This is a genomic window from Sulfuritalea hydrogenivorans sk43H, assembly GCF_000828635.1.
Classification (GTDB): domain Bacteria; phylum Pseudomonadota; class Gammaproteobacteria; order Burkholderiales; family Rhodocyclaceae; genus Sulfuritalea; species Sulfuritalea hydrogenivorans.
The window spans coordinates 711,621-728,219 of the sequence record NZ_AP012547.1 but is presented as its reverse complement, the minus strand read 5'-3'; the positions used below and the strand labels follow the sequence as shown (position 1 = coordinate 728,219).

General features: G+C 63.7%; 20 protein-coding genes. 8 read left to right on the top strand and 12 right to left on the bottom strand.

The window, feature by feature from the left end; translation table 11 throughout:
- Genes SUTH_RS03575 through SUTH_RS03550 form a run of 6 tightly spaced genes read right to left on the bottom strand, consistent with a single transcriptional unit; the run spans position 1 to position 2,986 of the window.
- The gene (locus tag SUTH_RS03575) at positions 1-981 is read right to left on the bottom strand and encodes an NAD(P)H-dependent glycerol-3-phosphate dehydrogenase (protein WP_041097146.1); all 981 of its coding nucleotides are present in this window, start codon (positions 979-981) and stop codon (positions 1-3) included.
- Between the two features lie 44 nt (positions 982-1,025).
- Positions 1,026-1,436 (bottom strand): SH3 domain-containing protein, encoded by a 411-nt coding sequence (locus tag SUTH_RS03570; protein ID WP_052473164.1) that lies wholly within the window; start codon positions 1,434-1,436, stop codon positions 1,026-1,028.
- A gap of 43 nt (positions 1,437-1,479) precedes the next feature.
- Positions 1,480-1,935, bottom strand: a complete 456-nt coding sequence (secB, locus tag SUTH_RS03565) for a protein-export chaperone SecB (RefSeq protein WP_041097142.1) — start codon at positions 1,933-1,935, stop codon at positions 1,480-1,482.
- Between the two features lie 35 nt (positions 1,936-1,970).
- Complete coding sequence (gene grxC, locus SUTH_RS03560; protein ID WP_041097140.1) at positions 1,971-2,228, bottom strand: glutaredoxin 3; 258 nt, start codon at positions 2,226-2,228, stop codon at positions 1,971-1,973.
- Between the two features lie 14 nt (positions 2,229-2,242).
- Positions 2,243-2,653, bottom strand: coding sequence for a rhodanese-like domain-containing protein (locus SUTH_RS03555; RefSeq protein WP_041097139.1), 411 nt, complete (start codon positions 2,651-2,653; stop codon positions 2,243-2,245).
- A 6-nt stretch (positions 2,654-2,659) separates the two neighbouring features.
- Positions 2,660-2,986: an ArsR/SmtB family transcription factor gene (locus SUTH_RS03550; RefSeq protein WP_041097137.1), complete on the bottom strand. Its 327-nt coding sequence runs from the start codon at positions 2,984-2,986 to the stop codon at positions 2,660-2,662.
- Between the two features lie 89 nt (positions 2,987-3,075).
- On the opposite strand from SUTH_RS03550, the gene gpmA reads away from it, so the two are divergent.
- From gpmA to SUTH_RS03525, 5 genes are all read left to right on the top strand, one after another.
- Complete coding sequence (gene gpmA / locus SUTH_RS03545) at positions 3,076-3,825, top strand: 2,3-diphosphoglycerate-dependent phosphoglycerate mutase (RefSeq protein ID WP_041097135.1); 750 nt, start codon at positions 3,076-3,078, stop codon at positions 3,823-3,825.
- 74 nt (positions 3,826-3,899) lie between these two features.
- Entirely contained in the window at positions 3,900-5,105 is a 1,206-nt protein-coding gene (locus SUTH_RS03540) for a murein hydrolase activator EnvC family protein (protein ID WP_052473162.1), read from the top strand.
- A gap of 113 nt (positions 5,106-5,218) precedes the next feature.
- On the top strand, positions 5,219-6,625 hold the full coding sequence (locus SUTH_RS03535; RefSeq protein ID WP_041097133.1) for a S41 family peptidase: 1,407 nt from the start codon (positions 5,219-5,221) through the stop codon (positions 6,623-6,625).
- Between the two features lie 16 nt (positions 6,626-6,641).
- Positions 6,642-7,124 carry a hypothetical protein gene (locus SUTH_RS03530; protein ID WP_052473161.1) on the top strand — a complete coding sequence of 161 codons (483 nt, stop codon included), beginning with the start codon at positions 6,642-6,644 and terminating at the stop codon, positions 7,122-7,124.
- Positions 7,125-7,131: 7 nt separating this feature from the next.
- Complete coding sequence (locus SUTH_RS03525; RefSeq protein ID WP_041097131.1) at positions 7,132-7,887, top strand: HesA/MoeB/ThiF family protein; 756 nt, start codon at positions 7,132-7,134, stop codon at positions 7,885-7,887.
- Here the strand turns inward: SUTH_RS03525 and SUTH_RS03520 are convergent, their stop codons facing one another.
- The 6 genes from SUTH_RS03520 to SUTH_RS03495 all read right to left on the bottom strand — a co-directional run bounded on the left by SUTH_RS03520 (position 7,888) and on the right by SUTH_RS03495 (position 12,548).
- Positions 7,888-8,256 (bottom strand): hypothetical protein, encoded by a 369-nt coding sequence (locus SUTH_RS03520; protein WP_041097129.1) that lies wholly within the window; start codon positions 8,254-8,256, stop codon positions 7,888-7,890.
- Positions 8,249-9,346, bottom strand: a complete 1,098-nt coding sequence (ribD, locus tag SUTH_RS03515; RefSeq protein WP_041097127.1) for a bifunctional diaminohydroxyphosphoribosylaminopyrimidine deaminase/5-amino-6-(5-phosphoribosylamino)uracil reductase RibD — start codon at positions 9,344-9,346, stop codon at positions 8,249-8,251. The genes SUTH_RS03520 and ribD overlap by 8 nt, the downstream gene beginning before the upstream one ends.
- 13 nt (positions 9,347-9,359) lie before the next feature.
- Positions 9,360-9,833 (bottom strand): transcriptional regulator NrdR, encoded by a 474-nt coding sequence (gene nrdR / locus SUTH_RS03510; RefSeq protein ID WP_041097125.1) that lies wholly within the window; start codon positions 9,831-9,833, stop codon positions 9,360-9,362.
- A gap of 5 nt (positions 9,834-9,838) precedes the next feature.
- The gene (gene glyA / locus SUTH_RS03505) at positions 9,839-11,083 is read right to left on the bottom strand and encodes a serine hydroxymethyltransferase (RefSeq protein ID WP_041097123.1); all 1,245 of its coding nucleotides are present in this window, start codon (positions 11,081-11,083) and stop codon (positions 9,839-9,841) included.
- Between the two features lie 90 nt (positions 11,084-11,173).
- Positions 11,174-11,818, bottom strand: a complete 645-nt coding sequence (locus SUTH_RS03500; protein WP_041097122.1) for a histidine phosphatase family protein — start codon at positions 11,816-11,818, stop codon at positions 11,174-11,176.
- A 10-nt stretch (positions 11,819-11,828) separates the two neighbouring features.
- On the bottom strand, positions 11,829-12,548 hold the full coding sequence (locus SUTH_RS03495; protein WP_197539644.1) for a FadR/GntR family transcriptional regulator: 720 nt from the start codon (positions 12,546-12,548) through the stop codon (positions 11,829-11,831).
- 335 nt (positions 12,549-12,883) lie between these two features.
- Here SUTH_RS03495 and SUTH_RS03490 point away from each other — a divergent pair, with 335 nt between their 5' ends.
- From SUTH_RS03490 to SUTH_RS03480, 3 genes are all read left to right on the top strand, one after another.
- Positions 12,884-13,549 (top strand): TRAP transporter small permease subunit, encoded by a 666-nt coding sequence (locus SUTH_RS03490; RefSeq protein ID WP_070099322.1) that lies wholly within the window; start codon positions 12,884-12,886, stop codon positions 13,547-13,549.
- Positions 13,546-15,276: a TRAP transporter large permease gene (locus tag SUTH_RS03485; RefSeq protein WP_084207240.1), complete on the top strand. Its 1,731-nt coding sequence runs from the start codon at positions 13,546-13,548 to the stop codon at positions 15,274-15,276. Before SUTH_RS03490 ends, SUTH_RS03485 begins: the two co-directional genes overlap by 4 nt.
- 82 nt (positions 15,277-15,358) lie before the next feature.
- On the top strand, positions 15,359-16,474 hold the full coding sequence (locus tag SUTH_RS03480; RefSeq protein WP_041097118.1) for a TRAP transporter substrate-binding protein: 1,116 nt from the start codon (positions 15,359-15,361) through the stop codon (positions 16,472-16,474).
- The last annotated feature ends 125 nt before the right edge of the window (positions 16,475-16,599 follow it).

Below are 16,599 nucleotides of genomic sequence, written 5' to 3'. Positions count from 1 at the left end.
TCATTCGTGCGTCGGATCGCGTGCCATCAATTGTTCGACGGCGACGCGCGGCGTGATGCACCCATCAAGCACGGCGGCCACCGCCCGCGTGATCGGCATGTCGATGCCAAGCTCGGTGGCGCGGCGAGCAACTTCGCGGGCAGCAGGCACGCCCTCCGCGACGTGGCCAAGCTCCCTGGAGATATCCTCCAGCGCCTTTCCTTCGGCCAGCAACAAACCCACGCGGCGATTGCGCGAGAGGTCGCCGGTACAGGTAAGGATCAGGTCGCCCATGCCGGCCAGCCCCATGAAGGTTTCACGCCGGGCGCCCAACGCCTCGCCGAACCGGGTGATTTCCGCCAGGCCGCGCGTGATCAGCGCCGCCCGCGCATTGAGGCCGAGTCCGAGACCGTCGCAGATGCCGGTGGCGATCGCCAGGACGTTCTTTACCGCGCCGCCGACTTCGGCGCCGATCAAGTCCTGGTTGGCATAGATGCGCAAATTGCCGCCGTGCAAACTCTGCGCCATGGCCTCGGCAAAGGCTGCATCCGTCGCCACCAGTGTGATCGCGGTCGGCAGGCCGCGCGCCACCTCTAGCGCAAAGCTCGGCCCGGTGAGCACGCCGCAAACCGCCTTGCCCATCACCTCGGCCACCACTTGGTGCGGCAACAGGCCGCTGCCGGCTTCGAGTCCCTTGCACACCCAGAGGAAGGGCAGGACCGGAGCGAGGGTCTTCAGCTGTTGCAGCAGCGGCCGCAGGCCGGCCAGCGGCGCGGCGACAATCGCCAGGTCGGCACCGGCCAGTGCCGCGCGCAGGTCCGCAGTGACCTGCACGGCATCGGGAAAAGCACAGGCTGGAAGATAGCGACGGTTCTCGCGCTGACGCGCCATCTCATCGACACGCATCGCATCGCGAGCCCACAGGCTGACGGTGTGGCGACCGGCGAAAGCAATGGCCAGCGCGGTACCCCAGGCGCCGGCGCCCAGCACCGCTATCCGCATCGCGCACGCTCCATCGATTTGCTCATGGCGCGCCGGCGCGAACCTTACAAGCCCCAGACCTGGGGCGCCTTGATGAAACCGGATTGCCCGTCGCGATGCCTCACCCTGACCCAGCCGCCGGAAGCGGCTTCAAGCAGTTCCAGCACCACGTCGCGTTCCGCTTCGAACACCAGCGCCGCCTTGTCGTCGGCAGCGGCGCGGACCTGGGCGCGATCGAAACGCACGATGACATTGCGCTTTTCCGCCAGATACTTCTTTTCGATCCAGGTCAGGTCGCCCCGGCTGTCGCGCACCTTGGACCAGCCGTCGAGGCTGACCACCAGTTCCACCGGCGTACCGGCAAGCGCCACGAACAAAGGTTTGGACTTGGTCGACGGCGCGTCGTACATCGGCGCCGCCTCGGCGACGCTGCGGTAATCCAGTGCCCATGCCGGCAGGCTGGCCGCCAGAGCCATCAAAAAGGTGGGGAATCGCCGTAGCGCCAACGCCGACTTTCGACTATTGCAGCTGGATCCGGCTTTCGCCCTGCTGCTGTTCCATCAGGCGTTGCTGGTAGAGCGATTCGAAGTTGACCGGGGCCAGGATCACCGGCGGGAAGCCGGCGCGATTGATCGCGTCGGACACCGTTTCGCGGGCATAGGGGAAGAGAATGTTCGGGCAGGCCACGGCGAGGATCGGTTCCAGATCGCCTTCCGGCACGTTGCGCACCTGGAAGATGCCGGCCTTCACCACCTCGACCAGGAAGAACGCCTTTTCGCCTTCCTTGGCGCTCACCGTGACCGTCAGCGCCACTTCATACATGCCTTCGCCAATGGTGTTCGCCGTGCTCTGGATCTGCACTTCGATGCTCGGGGTCTCGCGCTCCAGGAAGATCTGCGGCGCATTGGGCACTTCGATGGAAAGATCCTTGACGTAAATCTTTTCGATGCTGAAAACCGGCTGCTCGTCGCTCATGATGAATTCTTGGGTGGGGTGAAAAGGGGGTAATTCTACGCGGCCAGCAACGAATCCAGTTTGCCCTGATGCTCCAGTTCGTAGAGGTCGTCGCAGCCGCCGACATGGGTCTCGCCGATGTAGATCTGCGGCACCGTGCGGCGACCGGTCCGCTGCATCATTTCCTCGCGCCGCTGCGGTTCCAGGTCAACGCGAACTTTCTCGATGTCGGTGATGCCCTTGCGCGTCAGCAACTGTTCGGCGCGCACGCAATACGGGCAAACCGCGGTGGAGTACATCAGAACCTTGGCCATTTTTCGCTCCGTGCTCAGGACTTCGTGGTCAGGGGAAGATTGGCGCCGACCCAGGCCGAGATGCCTCCATCGAGGCTATACACCTTGTCGAAGCCGGCTTTTTTCAGCTGGTTGCAGGCAGAAGACGAACGATTGCCGGAGGCGCAGATGACAATGATCGGCTTGTCCTTGAATTTCTCGATCTCGGACATGCGATTTCCCAGCTGGCCGAGGGTGATGTGGCGCGCTCCGTGGATGTGGCCGGAACCCCACTCGCCGGTTTCACGCACATCGAGTACCAGCGCATCTTCCCGGTTCATCAGCAGAGTTGCCTCGGCGGTGGTCAGGTGCGCCACCGTCCCGCCGGCAATCATCGGCCATACCAGCATGCCGCCGCTGACGGCGGCAAGAGCCACCCACATGATGTTCTGTTGCAGAAATTCCATTGTTGTCTATTCCCTGTGAACGGAGATGCCGCAGAACACCTCGCGCATCAGGGCGATGAGCTGGAGGGTGCGCTGGTCGGCAATGCGATAAAAAACCCGGTTGGCATCCTTGCGGGTTTGCAGGACGCCCTTGTCGCGCAAAATCGCGAGGTGTTGCGAGATATTGCTCTGCGAAGTGCCGACGGCTTCGACGATGTCCTGGACGCAGGTTTCCTGGTCGCCTACCACGCAAAGAATTTTCAGGCGCAAGGGGTGCGAGATGGCCTTCAGCGCCCGCGCCGCAGTTTCTATGTGCTCCTGTTTGTCTATCAATTCGTTGATCGCTGTATGCATGCCATGCTGGTCCCGAATGGTGGTGTCGTTTGTGACGGCAATTTTGAATATTATAGAATACTGCTTTGCTCCACGTTGAGGCTTTCTCCATGTACAAGATCGTTCTGCTTCGCCACGGCGAATCCACCTGGAACCAGGAAAACCGTTTCACCGGCTGGACCGACGTCGGCCTCACCGAAAAGGGCATGGCCGAAGCGGTCGCCGCCGGGCAATTGCTGAAAAAGGAAGGCTACGCCTTCGACATCGCCTATACCTCGGTGCTGCGGCGCGCAATCAAGACGCTATGGACGGTGCTGGAGGAAATGGACCGCATGTGGATTCCGGTACAGCATTCGTGGCGGCTCAACGAGCGCCACTACGGCGCGCTGCAGGGGCTCAACAAGGCCGAGACCGCGGCCAAGTTCGGCGACGAGCAGGTGCTGGTCTGGCGCCGCGCCTACGACACGCCGCCGCCGCCGCTGGCCGAGGACGATCCGCGCCTGGAGACCGGCAACCCGCGCTACGCCGACCTTCCCGCCGCCCAGTTTCCGCGCACGGAATGCCTCAAGGACACCGTCGAGCGCTTCCTGCCCTACTGGCACGAAACCATCGCGCCGATGGTCAAGTCGGGCAAGAAAGTCATCATCGCCGCCCACGGCAACAGCCTGCGGGCGCTGATCAAGTACCTCGACAAAGTCTCGGACGCCGACATCGTCGGCCTCAACATCCCCACCGCGCAGCCCTTGGTCTATGAGCTGGATGCCGACCTGAAGCCGATCCGCAATTACTACCTGGGTGACGCCGAAGCGATCAAGGCAGCCATGCAGGCAGTGGCGAATCAGGGAAAAGCCAAGGCGTGATTCCTAGACGCCAAGACGCAAAGACGCAAAGGAAGGCACAAGCTAAAACAGTTCTTTCGATTTTCTTTGCGTCTTTGCGTCTTTGCGTCAAAGCTCTTTGCCTTGCCTCTCTTCTCGCTTCGACGGCCTTCGCCGCCAGCGTCGATTCGAAGAAGGGCGAACTGCAGGACCTGAAAAGCCGCATCGAAGCCTTGCGTCGCGACATGGCGGCGGCCGAGGAATCGAAAACCTATGCCGCCGACCAGTTGCGCGAGACCGAATCGGCCATCTCGAACGCCAACCGGCGCCTGCATGAACTCGGTGCCGAACGCACCGAGCTGAAAGCCGAACTGGCCGATCTCGATGTGCAGGGTCAGCGCCTGGACCGCCAGGCAGGTGCCCAGCAGAACCAGCTGGCCCGTTTGCTGAACCGCCAGTTTGTCGGCGGCGATTCGGATGCGCTGAAGCTCCTGCTGTCCGGCCGCGACCCCAACCAGTCGGCACGCGACAAATACTTCCTGACCCAGCTTTCACGCGCCAAGGCCGACCTGATCCAGCAATTGCGCGCCGTCGCCGCCGAAAAGAAGCGGCTGGCCGACGCCGCGCGCGAGCGGCAGGCGCAGCTGGCCGAGATCGAACGTCGGCAACAGGAAAGCCGCGCCCAGTTGCTCGAACGCAAGAAGCAGCGACTGACGACGCTGGCGGCGATTGCCGAGAAGCTCAAGGCACAGCGCCGTGAAATCACCACGCTCAAGCGCGACGAGCAGCGCCTGGCCAGGCTGATCGAAGGACTGGCCCGCATCGCCGCGACAAAACGGGCGGCCCCGAGAGTCGGCGCTGGCGGTACGGCGATTGCACGAACCCCGAAGCTCAAAAGCCACGATCCGGGCAATGTCGGGGGCGCATTTGGCGCCCTGCGCGGGCAACTCCGCCTGCCGATCAAGGGCAGCATCGCCGGGCGCTTCGGCAGTCCGCGCGCGGAAGGCGGCGCCAGCTGGAAAGGCGTCTTCATCCGCGCCGCCGAAGGCGCCGAGGTCAAGGCGGTGGCGGCCGGCGCGGTGGTTTTCTCGGACTGGCTGCGCGGCTTCGGCAACCTGCTGATCATCGATCACGGCGACGATTTCCTCTCCGTCTACGGCAATAACGAATCCCTGCTGGCAGCCGTGGGCGCCACGGTGAAAAGTGGTGAATCCGTCGCCACGGTGGGAAACAGCGGCGGCAACCCGGACTCGGGTTTATACTTTGAACTCAGGCATCGGGGCCAGCCGTTCGATCCCCTGAAATGGGCCAGCAATCGCTAGTGTGCTTCACAGGTGTGGCTCTTGATTTTCGAGCGTTGCGAGCCAACCGGTAGCCCCCACCCGGGCGGGGGAGTGGGGGTGTTCAAATTGCCTTTGTGTCCTTCGGAGTTCCTATGAGCAGCAAGCTGCAACAAGTGGGTCTGGTGGTGTCCGGTCTGATCGCCGGCGTCCTCGTCAGTCTGAATTTTTCCGCCGTCGCCAGCAAGGATTCAGCCGCCTCGGCATTGCCGATCGAGGAGTTGCGCAGCTTCGCCGACGTCTATAACGCCATCAAGCAGGGCTACGTCGAACCGGTGGAAGACAAGAAGCTGATCACCCACGCCATCAGCGGCATGCTGGCCAACCTCGATCCGCATTCGGCGTATCTCGACGCGGATGCCTTCAAGGATCTGCAAGTCAGCACCCAGGGCGAGTTCGGCGGGCTCGGCATCGAAGTCGGCATGGAAGACGGCTTCGTCAAGGTGGTATCGCCGATCGAGGACACCCCGGCCTTCCGCGCCGGCCTCAAGCCGGGCGATCTGATCATCAAGCTCGACGACACCCCGGTCAAGGGCCTGACCCTGAACGACGCCGTGAAGAAAATGCGCGGCAAGCCCAAGACCCAGATCCGGCTCACCATCGTGCGCAAGGGCGAGGCCAAGCCCTTCGAAGTCACGCTGACGCGCGAAAAAATCAAGGTCGCCAGCGTCAAGTCCAAGCTGCTCGAAGGCGGCCTGGGTTACCTGCGGGTCACCCAGTTCCAGGAAGAAACCGCGCCGGACGTGGTGAAGCACCTGGAGAAACTGGCGAAGGCCGACAAGGACGCCAAGGGTGATGGCATCAAGGGGCTGGTGCTCGACCTGCGCAACGACCCGGGCGGCCTGCTCAACGGCGCCGTCGGGGTTTCCGCCGCCTTCCTGCCGCCCAAGACGCTGGTCACGTCGACCGACGGCCGCACCGAGGACGCCAAGCGCCGCTACACGGCCAGCCCGGAGGACTACCAGCGCGGCTACAAGGACGACTTCATGAAGAACCTGCCGGCCTTCGCCAAGACCACGCCGATCGTGGTGCTGGTCAACGGCGGCTCGGCATCGGCCTCCGAAATTGTCGCCGGCGCGCTGCAGGATCACAAGCGGGCCGTGGTAATGGGAACGCAGACCTTTGGCAAGGGCTCGGTGCAAACCGTCCTTCCGCTGTCCAACAACGCGGCGATCAAGCTCACCACGGCGCGCTACTTCACCCCGTCGGGCCGCTCGATCCAGGCCAAGGGCATCACCCCGGACATCGTCGTCGAGGAAACCGCCAACGGCGAATCGCGCGAACGCGTGCGCGAGGCCGACCTGGAACGCCATCTCGGCGGCGACAAGGACAAACCCGTGGAGCCGGCGCCGCCCAAGCCGCAAACCAAAAACGGCAAGAAGGGCAAGACGGACGAGGCCGATGAGGCAGCGCATGCACCGATCGAATTCGCCTCGAAGAAAGACTACCAGCTCGGCCAGGCCGTGAACCTGCTGAAGGCCTGGCAGATCATCAAGCGCTGATGGCGGGACGCCTGCGATGAGCAAAATGAATCCGGAAAAGGCCCGCGAGTTGCGCGATGAAAAGCGCGACGGCAAGCATCGCGTGCGGCCCGCGGCCTTCGTTCCGCAACCCGGCACGCGCAAGCATCGCGAGCTGCGCTTCGACCACCGGCATCCGGAACACGTCGAGGAAGCCCGCAAGCTGCTCTCCGGGCTCGAGGGCATGGAAATCGACGACGGACTGGCGCCCTACAGCCTTTCGATCTGGTACGAAATCAGCGACTACTCGCTGGAAGGGCTCGAAGCCGCGCTGATGCGCCAGGGCTTTCACCTGGATGGCAGCGTCTACAGCAAGGTGATGCGGGCCGTCGTATATTTCTGTGAAGAAACCCAGATGCGCAACATGCGGGTTCCCGAGCGCCTGATCAAGAAATCGCACGAGGTCTACTCCAAGGCCTGGGAACATCATCCGCACGGCGATCACGACGAGACGCCACCCGAATTGAGGCAGGACAGGTAGTCGAGCCTTGACCGACGAGCAGCTGCTCCGCTACAGCCGCCACATCCTGCTGCCGCAGATCGGCATCGAAGGGCAGGAAAACATCGTCAATGCGCGTGCCCTGGTCATCGGCGCCGGCGGCCTGGGTTCCCCCGCTGCCTACTACCTTGCGTCAGCCGGCATCGGCACGCTGGTGCTGGCCGATGGCGACACGGTGGACCTGACCAATCTGCAACGCCAGATCCTGCATCGCACCGACGCCGTCGGCATGGCGAAGAGCGCATCCGGCAAGCGCACGCTGAACGAGATCAATCCCGAATGCCGCGTCGTCGCGCTCGGCGAGCGCCTTTCCGGCGCACGCCTGGACGAGGAAGTCGCGCAGGCCGACATCGTCCTCGACTGCTGCGACAACTTTGCCACGCGCCATGCGGTCAATCGCGCCTGCGTCAAGTTCGGCAAGCCCCTGGTGTCCGGCGCCGCGATCCGTTTCGACGGCCAGGTGGCGGTATTCGATTCGCGCCAGCCGAACGCGCCGTGCTACCACTGCCTGTTTCCGGAAGGCCAGGATGCCGAGGAAGTGCGCTGCGCGGTGATGGGCGTGTTCGCGCCGCTGACCGGCATCATCGGCACGGTGCAGGCGGCCGAAGCCCTGAAGCTGGTGATCGGGTGCGGTACCAGCCTCGCCGGGCGCTTGCTGCTGCTCGACGGCCTCGGCATGGAATGGCGCGAGATTCGCGTGCCCAGGGATCCGGGCTGCACCGTGTGTTCCGCGAAGACGTCCTGATCAGAACAGCTGCTTGTGGCGCAAGCGCCCCGGCGCATGGCTGAGCGCGACGGAAAACGCCAGGACGAACCAGAACAGCGGCAGACGCCCCGCCTCCCAGACCACCAGCAGCATCACCAGTGCAATCTTCAGCAGCGTGCCCAGGCCCTTGGCCTGCCTGAAGTAGAACGGGTTCGCCCAGGCATCGAGGGTGACGATGCCGAGGCCAGAAACCAGCATCAACGCGCCCCAGCGTTCGGCACCGCCCATGCCGGCCAGAATCACCGCCGACACCCCCGCGAGGCCGGCGATGTGAAACACGCGCAGTACGTTGATCAGCAGTCCGCGGCCGGGAAAGTCACGATGGCCGTCATCCTCGCGATCACGCAAAACGGGCTCGAATGCGAAAGTCGGCGCCGACGACACGGCGTTCGATGATGTTGAGACGTCGTGCCCCCGCCAGATCGCTGAGTTCCGCCAGGCCGAACATCCCGCGCGCGGCGTCGCCGATCAGCATCGGTGCCTGATAGATCAGCAGCTCGTCGACGCAGCCTTCGCGCAGCAGCGAGCCGTTGAGCCGCGTGCCCGCTTCGGCCAGCACTTCGTTGATGCCGCGCCGGCCGAGCTCCTGCATGAGGCCGGCGAGTTCCACTTTGCCTTCGGCATTGGGCAGCAGCACGATCTCGGCGCCGCGTGCGCGCAGCGCGGCGCTGCGCGCGGCATCGTCCCGTGCCGCGGCGATCAGCACGTGGCCGCCTTCCAGCACGGCGGCATCCGGCGGCGTTTCGAGCCGGCTGTCGATCACCACCCGCAGCGGCTGGCGCGTGGTCTGAACCTCGCGCACGGTAAGTCGCGGATTGTCGTCCCGAACCGTGCCGATGCCGGTCAGCACCGCGCAGGAACGGGCACGCCAGGCGTGGGCGTCGCGTCGCGCGTCGGGCCCGGTGATCCATTGCGAGACACCGTTGTTGAGCGCGGTCTTGCCGTCGAGGCTGGCCGCCACTTTCAGCCGCAGCCAGGGCCGGCCGCGCGTCATGCGCGAAACGAAACCGATGTTGAGTTCCCGCGCCTCGGCTTCAAGCAGGCCGCTGGCAACCTCGATGCCGGCGGCGGCCAGCCTGGCCATGCCCTGCCCGGCCACCAGCGGATTCGGATCCTGCATCGCGACCACGACACGGGCGACACCGGCCTCGATCAGCGCATCGGCGCACGGCGGCGTGCGGCCGAAATGGCTGCAGGGTTCCAGCGTGACGTAGGCAGTGGCGCCCTTCGCCGTACCGTCAGCGCCGACTATTGCATTCAGCGCGACGGCTTCCGCATGCGGCAGGCCGGCCTGCTCGTGCCAGCCCTCGCCGATCACGCTGCCATCTCGGACCATGACGCAGCCGACGCGGGGATTCGGAGTGGTGCTGTACAGGCCGCGCCGCGCCAGTTGCAGGGCGCGCGCCATGAAGCCATGGTCGACGGCCGAAAAACTCATGCGCGACGAGCGTTCAAGACTTCGCCCGGGGCTGCCGCGGCTTCTTGATTTCGCGTATCGCGTCGGAAAATTCGTCGACGTCCTCGAAGTTGCGATACACCGAAGCGAAGCGGATGTAAGCCACCTTGTCGAGCTTCTTCAGCTCGCGCATCACCAGTTCGCCGATGCGGTCCGACGCGACTTCGCGCAGCGCCAGCTGCACCAGTTTTTCCTCGATGCGATCCAGCGCCAGGTCGATGCTTTCGGTGGTGACCGGACGCTTGCGCATGGCCAGCATCATGCTGGCCTTGAGCTTGTCGCGGTCGTAGTCGGTGCGGCTGCCGTTCTTCTTGACCACCTGCGGCAGTTGCAGCTCGACACGCTCGTAGGTGGTGAAGCGCTTGTCGCAGGCGAGGCAGCGACGACGGCGACGAACCGTGTCGCCGTCCTCGTTTTCCCGTGTGTCGACGACCTGGGTATTAGGCTCGGCGCAATACGGGCATTTCATGACGGTCAGCCATACACCGGAAACTTCTTGCACAGCGCCGAGACTTCGCCGCGCACCCGCGCCAATACCGCCTCGTCGTTCGGCGCATCGAGCACATCGGCGATCAGGTTGGCGACCTGTTCGGCCTCGATCTCGGTGAAGCCGCGCGTGGTCATGGCCGGCGTGCCGAGGCGGATGCCGGAAGTGACCAGGGCCTTCTGCGGATCATTGGGAATGGTGTTCTTGTTCACCGTCAGATGGGCGCGGCCCAACGCGGCTTCGGCTTCCTTGCCGGTGAGGTTCTTGGCGCGCAGATCAACCAGGAACACATGCGATTCGGTGCGGCCCGAGACAATGCGCAAGCCGCGCGCCTTCAGCACCTTGGCCATCACCTGGGCGTTGTCGATCACCTGTTCCTGGTAGTTCTTGAATTCCTGCGTCATGGCCTCCTTCAGCGCCACCGCCTTGGCGGCGATCACATGCTCCAGCGGCCCACCCTGAATGCCGGGGAAAATCGACGAATTGATCGCCTTTTCGTGTTCGGCGCGCATCAGGATCAGGCCGCCGCGCGGTCCGCGCAGGGTCTTGTGGGTGGTGGTGGTGACGACATCGGCATGCGGCACCGGATTCGGGTAGAAACCAGCGGCGACGAGACCGGCATAGTGCGCCATATCCACCATGAAGATCGCGCCGACAGCCTTCGCCACCTTGGCGAAGCGCTCGAAATCGATCTTCAGCGCATAGGCCGAAGCGCCGGCGATGATCAGCTTGGGCTTGTGCTCGTGCGCCAGCCGCTCCATCTCGGCGTAGTCGATTTCCTCGTTGGCGTCGAGGCCGTAGGGCACGATGTTGAACCACTTGCCGCTGATGTTGAGCGGCATGCCGTGGGTCAGGTGGCCACCCATCGACAGGTTCATGCCGAGGATGGTGTCGCCGGGCTTGAGGAAGGCGAAGAACACGGCCTGGTTGGCCTGCGAGCCGGAGTTCGGCTGGACATTGGCGGCATCGGCGCCGAACAGCTTCTTGGCCCGGTCGATGGCCAACTGCTCGACCACATCCACGTTCTCGCAGCCGCCGTAGTAGCGCTTGCCCGGATACCCCTCGGCATACTTGTTGGTCAGTTGCGAACCCTGGGCTTCCATCACGGGCCAGGACACATAGTTCTCCGAGGCGATCAGTTCGATGTGATCTTCCTGGCGGCGGTTTTCGTTCTGAATCGCGGTCCAGAGTTCGGGATCGCTCTTGGCAAGGGTGTTCTGCTTGAGAAACATGGCGGGAATCCGGAGAGGGATGGGAAGGCGCGAATTTTAGCATCCGGCCCCGCCCGTCAGAAATCCCCCTGAAACCCTGTCGCCAGGCGGTTATTCGAGCATCTCGTCGAGCACCCGCTGAAGATGGCTGCAATCGGCCCAGGAAATCAGCCGCCAACCCTTGTCGTCGTATTCCAGCCAGTTGAATGCCGCGTTCGGCAACTGAAAATCGCGCGGCACATCCAGCGCCCTGCCGGCAGCGGCGCGATAGACGACGTCAAGCACGCCGCCGTGGGTAAAAGCCAGCACACTCTGGCCGACGTGGCGTGCGGCCATGGCTTCGAGCCCGGTCGCGACCCGGGCCGCGAAGGCAATCAGGGATTCGCCGGATTCATAGTTGTAATCCGGTGTCCGCGCCTGATGGTGGCGATGCGCCTCCGGACGCTGGACGCTGGCTTCCTGCACGGTGATGCCCTGCAATACGCCGAAATTGCGTTCGCGAAGAGTCGGCGCTGGCGACACGGCGAGGCCGAGGCCGCGGGTGGCGATCTGCGCCGTGCGCCAGGCGCGCAGCAAATCGCTGCTGTATGCGGCGGCAAAGGAATGCTTCGCCAGGCCCACACCCACCGCCCGGGCCTGCGCTTCGCCGGCTGCGTTGAGGTCGATGTCGATCTGCCCCTGAATCCGCTTCTCGCCGTTCCAGTCGGTCTCGCCGTGACGGACGAAACAGAACCGGGTGATCCGTGCCGTGCTCATGCTTCGGGTTTCAGGACTTGTGGCGCGCGGCACTGCGCAGCAGGCGGCTGAGGTTCTGGCGCACGTAGCCGATGTGGTCGGCCGCCGCCTCCATCGCCTGTCCCGCATCGCCGTGTTCGATCGCCCGCCACACCGCACGATGCTGATCGAGCAATTGTTCCTTCGCGGCCGGAATCTGCATCAGTTCGCTCAGGTTGCGCCGCAGGTTGTCGCGCATCAGGCGCAGCAGGCTCGCGGTCAGGTGGCCGATGATGACATTGTGCGAAGCTTCGGCGATGGCCTGGTGAAACGCCAGATCGGTATCGACCTGGGCATCCAGGTCATCACCGGCAAAAGCCGCTTCCAGCATTGCCAGGTTCTGCCGGACGCGCTCACGATCGGCCGCGGTGGCGCGATGGGCGGCGGATTCCGCGGCGCGCCCTTCCAGCATGTGGCGAAACTCCAGCATGTCCTCATGCACCGCGGGATGGTCACGCAGAATTTCCTCCCACAGGTTGCCGAAGCTGGCGTCGAGCCGGTCGGTGACAAAGGTACCTCCCCCATGCCGGCTTTCCAGCAATCCACGTGCCGCCAGCTTGTGGATCGCCTCACGCAGGGAAGCGCGCGAAACGCCCAACTCCAGGGACAAGTCCCTTTCGGAAGGCAGGCGATCGCCAGCCTTCAAGCCGCCCTCCAGCATCCGCTGCTCGATCTCCCGGGCCACCACATCGGCAAGCCGCGGGGCCGTCATTTTCGTCTCCATTTTTTCAATATAACATTGGTCTGACCACAATATCAACCGGACGGGATCAAACAAGCCGATATGGCCAGTAGCTGTTGACATCGCCTCTCGCGATCACTAACATCCGCAAACATTTGGTCAGACCACTGACCCACCAAGAATGCCCGGCTGGTCGATCGCGTCCCCATCCGGCACTGGCGATCCTCCGCAAGATACTGATGCATCAAGGAGAAGTTCTTGAATCAACTAATGTTGAGAGCTCGGGTTAATATGCCTTCTGCCAACAAGAGAACAGCACTGCGCGCACGGCGCGACAGATGCGAAATCCGGGAGGAGAACCGCACATGAATGCCATGCTCAAGCTGTCGCAACTGATCGACGGCCTCAATGAACGCGTCGGTCGCAGCCTGATGTGGCTGGTGCTCTTCGCCGTGATCATCTCGGCCGTCAATGCCGTGATACGCAAGGCCTTCGACATGAGTTCGAACGCCTTCCTCGAAATCCAGTGGTACCTGTTCGCCGCCGTGGTCCTGCTTGGCTCGGCCTACACCATGCTGCGCCAGGGTCACGTCAAGATCGACGTCATCGTCGGACGCTTTTCCAAGCGCACGCAGATTATCGTCGAGTGCGTCGGCATCGTCTTCTTCCTGCTGCCCTTCGTCTACAAGGTCAACGAACTGGTCTGGCCGCTGGTGATCCAGGCCTACAACAGCGGCGAGATGTCGCAGAATGCCGGCGGCCTGATCCGCTGGCCGGTTTATGCCCTGGTCCCGGCCGGCTTTATCCTGCTGGGACTGCAAGGCCTGTCGGAACTGATCAAGCGCATCGGCTTCCTCATGGGACTGGCAGTCGACCCGACGCAACCCGTACAAACCAAGACGGCCGAGGAGGAACTGGCCGAGGAAATTCTCAAGCATCAAGTTGCCCCCGAAGTGGTCGACCGTGTCGAAGATGCGATTGACATGGTAGCCGACCAGAACAGAAACGACGGCGCCGGGAGCAAAAAATGATCGAAATCCTCCAGCACAACATGGCGCCGATCATGTTCGGCGGCCTGATCATCTTCCTGCTGATGGGCTATTCGGTGGCCTTTTCGCTGGCGGCCTGCGGCCTGTTCTTCGGCTGGCTCGGCGTCGAACTCGGCCTGCTGCCGCACTCGCTGCTGCAGGCGCTGCCGCTGCGCATCTTCGGCATCATGCAGAACGATACGCTGCTGGCGATTCCCTTCTTCACCTTCATGGGCCTGATCCTCGAACGCTCGGGCATGGCCGAGGACCTGCTCGATACCATCGGCCAGCTGTTCGGCCCGATCCGCGGCGGCCTGGCCTATGCGGTAATCTTCGTCGGCGCCATGCTCGCCGCGACCACCGGCGTGGTGGCGGCCTCGGTGATCTCGATGGGCCTGATCTCGCTGCCGATCATGCTGCGCTACGGCTACGACCGGCGCATCGCCTCGGGCGTGATTGCCGCCTCGGGCACGCTGGCGCAGATCATCCCGCCCTCGCTGGTGCTGATCGTGATCGCCGACCAGCTCGGCCGCAGCGTCGGCGACCTGTATGCCGGCGCCTTCATCCCCGGCTTCGTCCTGACCGGACTCTACGTCGGCTGGGTATTCATCATCAGCCTGATCAAGCCGGCCTATGTTCCGGCCCTGCCGCTGGAAGCCCGCACCATCCGCGAGGACGACGGCAGTGCCGGTCTGCGCTCGGTACTGGCGCTGGCGGTGGTATCCATCGCTGCTGCAATCGCCTACGCCAAGACCCGCCCGGCGGACACGGCGCTGGACGAGAAGATCGTGATTTCCATGTGCGTCGGTGTCGGCGTCGCCTTCGCGCTGGCCATGCTCAACCGCGTGACCAAGCTGGGCCTGCTCTCGCGCATGGCCGAACGCGTCACCTTCGTCCTGATTCCGCCGCTGGCACTGATCTTCCTGGTGCTCGGCACCATTTTCCTCGGCATCGCAACGCCGACCGAAGGCGGCGCCATGGGCGCCTCCGGCGCATTGATCATGGCCATGTCTCGCCGCCGCCTGAGCATCAGCCTGATGAAGCAGGCGATGGACGCGACCATGAAACTGTCCTGCTTCGTGGTCTTCATCCTGCTTGGCGCCACGGTCTTCAGCCTGACCTTCCAGGCCGTCGATGGCTCGATCTGGGTCGAACACCTGCTGACCGGACTGCCCGGCGGCCAGATCGGCTTCCTGATCGTGGTGAACATCCTGGTCTTCTTCCTGGCCTTCTTCCTCGACTTCTTCGAGCTGGCCTTCATCGTGATTCCCCTGCTGGGGCCGGTGGCGGAGAAACTGGGCATCGATCTGGTCTGGTTCGGCGTGCTGATGGCGGTGAACATGCAGACCTCGTTCATGCACCCGCCCTTCGGCTTCGCGCTGTTCTATCTGCGCAGCGTGGCACCACACAACGAGTACATCGATCGCCTGACCAGGAAGACCATCGCGCCGGTCACCACCACCCAGATCTACTGGGGCGCGGTACCCTTCGTCATCATCCAGGTGATCATGGTCGGCCTGATCATCGCCTTCCCGCAACTGGTCACCGGCAGCGTCGATGCGCCCAAGGCCGACGCGCAAACGATCCAGCTCGAAGCACCGCCTGCGGCCGAACCGGAGCTTGCGGCAGACGGCAAGGAAGAGTCCGAGGAGGCCAAAGCCGAGCGCGAGAAGGAAGAGGAAGACGATCCCGCGAAGGCCTTGCAGCAGTCCATCAACAAGGGCAAATAAGAAAAAAGTTGTGGTGTAGTATCCGGCGACAGGCCATTCCGGCACCGCCGTTTTGGTTAAACAACATCGAGGAGATTCATACATGGAACGTCGCAAATTTCTGCAAAACGCCGGTATTGCCGGCATCCTGGCCGCCGGTGCCGCACCGGCGGTGCACGCCCAGGGCGCTCCCACCATCCGCTGGCGGCTGGCATCGAGCTTCCCCAAGGCGCTCGACACCATCTTCGGCGCCGCCGACGTCTTCTCGAAGACCGTCTCCGAGGCCACCGGTGGCAAGTTCACCATCTCCGTGCATGCCGGCGGCGAACTGATGCCCGCCTTCGGCGTGGTGGATGGCGTGCAGCAGGGTACCGTCGAGTGCGCGCATACCGCGCCCTACTACTTCTTCGGCAAGGATGACACCTTCGCCATCGACTGCGCGATTCCCTTCGGCCTCAACAGCCGCCAGATGACCGCCTGGATGTACGAAGGCAACGGCATGAAGCTGCTGCGCGAGTTCTACAAGCCCTACAACATCGTGAATTTCCCGATGGGCAACACCGGCGCCCAGATGGGCGGCTGGTACCGCAAGGAGATCAGGAGCCTGGCCGACATCAAGGGCCTCAAGATGCGCATCGGCGGCTTCGGCGGCAAGGTGCTGTCGGCCATCGGCGGCGTGCCGCAGAACATCCCCGGCGGCGAAATCTACCAGGCCCTGGAAAAAGGCACCATCGACGCCACGGAATGGGTCGGCCCCTATGACGACGAGAAGCTCGGCTTCGTCAAGGTTGCCAAGCACTACTACTACCCGGGCTGGTGGGAAGGTGGTCCGCAGCTCTCGCTCTACGTCAACCAGAAGGCCTACGACGGACTGCCCGCCGAATACAAGGCGATCCTCGCCGCTGCCGCCTCGCACGCCCACATCGACATGCAGGCCAAGTACGACGCGAAGAACCCCGCAGCCCTCAAGCGCCTGGTGTCGGCCGGCGCCAAACTGCACCAGTTCGACAAGAGCATCATGACGGCGGCCTATCAGGCGGCAATGGCGCTTTACTCCGACCTGTCGGCCAAGAACCCGGCATGGAAGAAGGTCTACGAGGACTACGCCGCCTTCCGCGACGAGCAGCACCTGTGGTTCCGTTTCACCGAAGCCGGCTTCGACAACTTCATGCAGAGCGGCCGCTTCGCCACCACCAAAGCTGCGCCGAAGAAGAAGTAAGACAGCATGAGCCCGGCCGGAAACGGCCGGCACCAAAAACAAACCCCGCCATGGCGGGGTTTGTTTTTGGTGCCGGGGAAGCGTGCGTGGCACGCAGGGCAAGCGTTTCTATCGGGCGAGGTCCC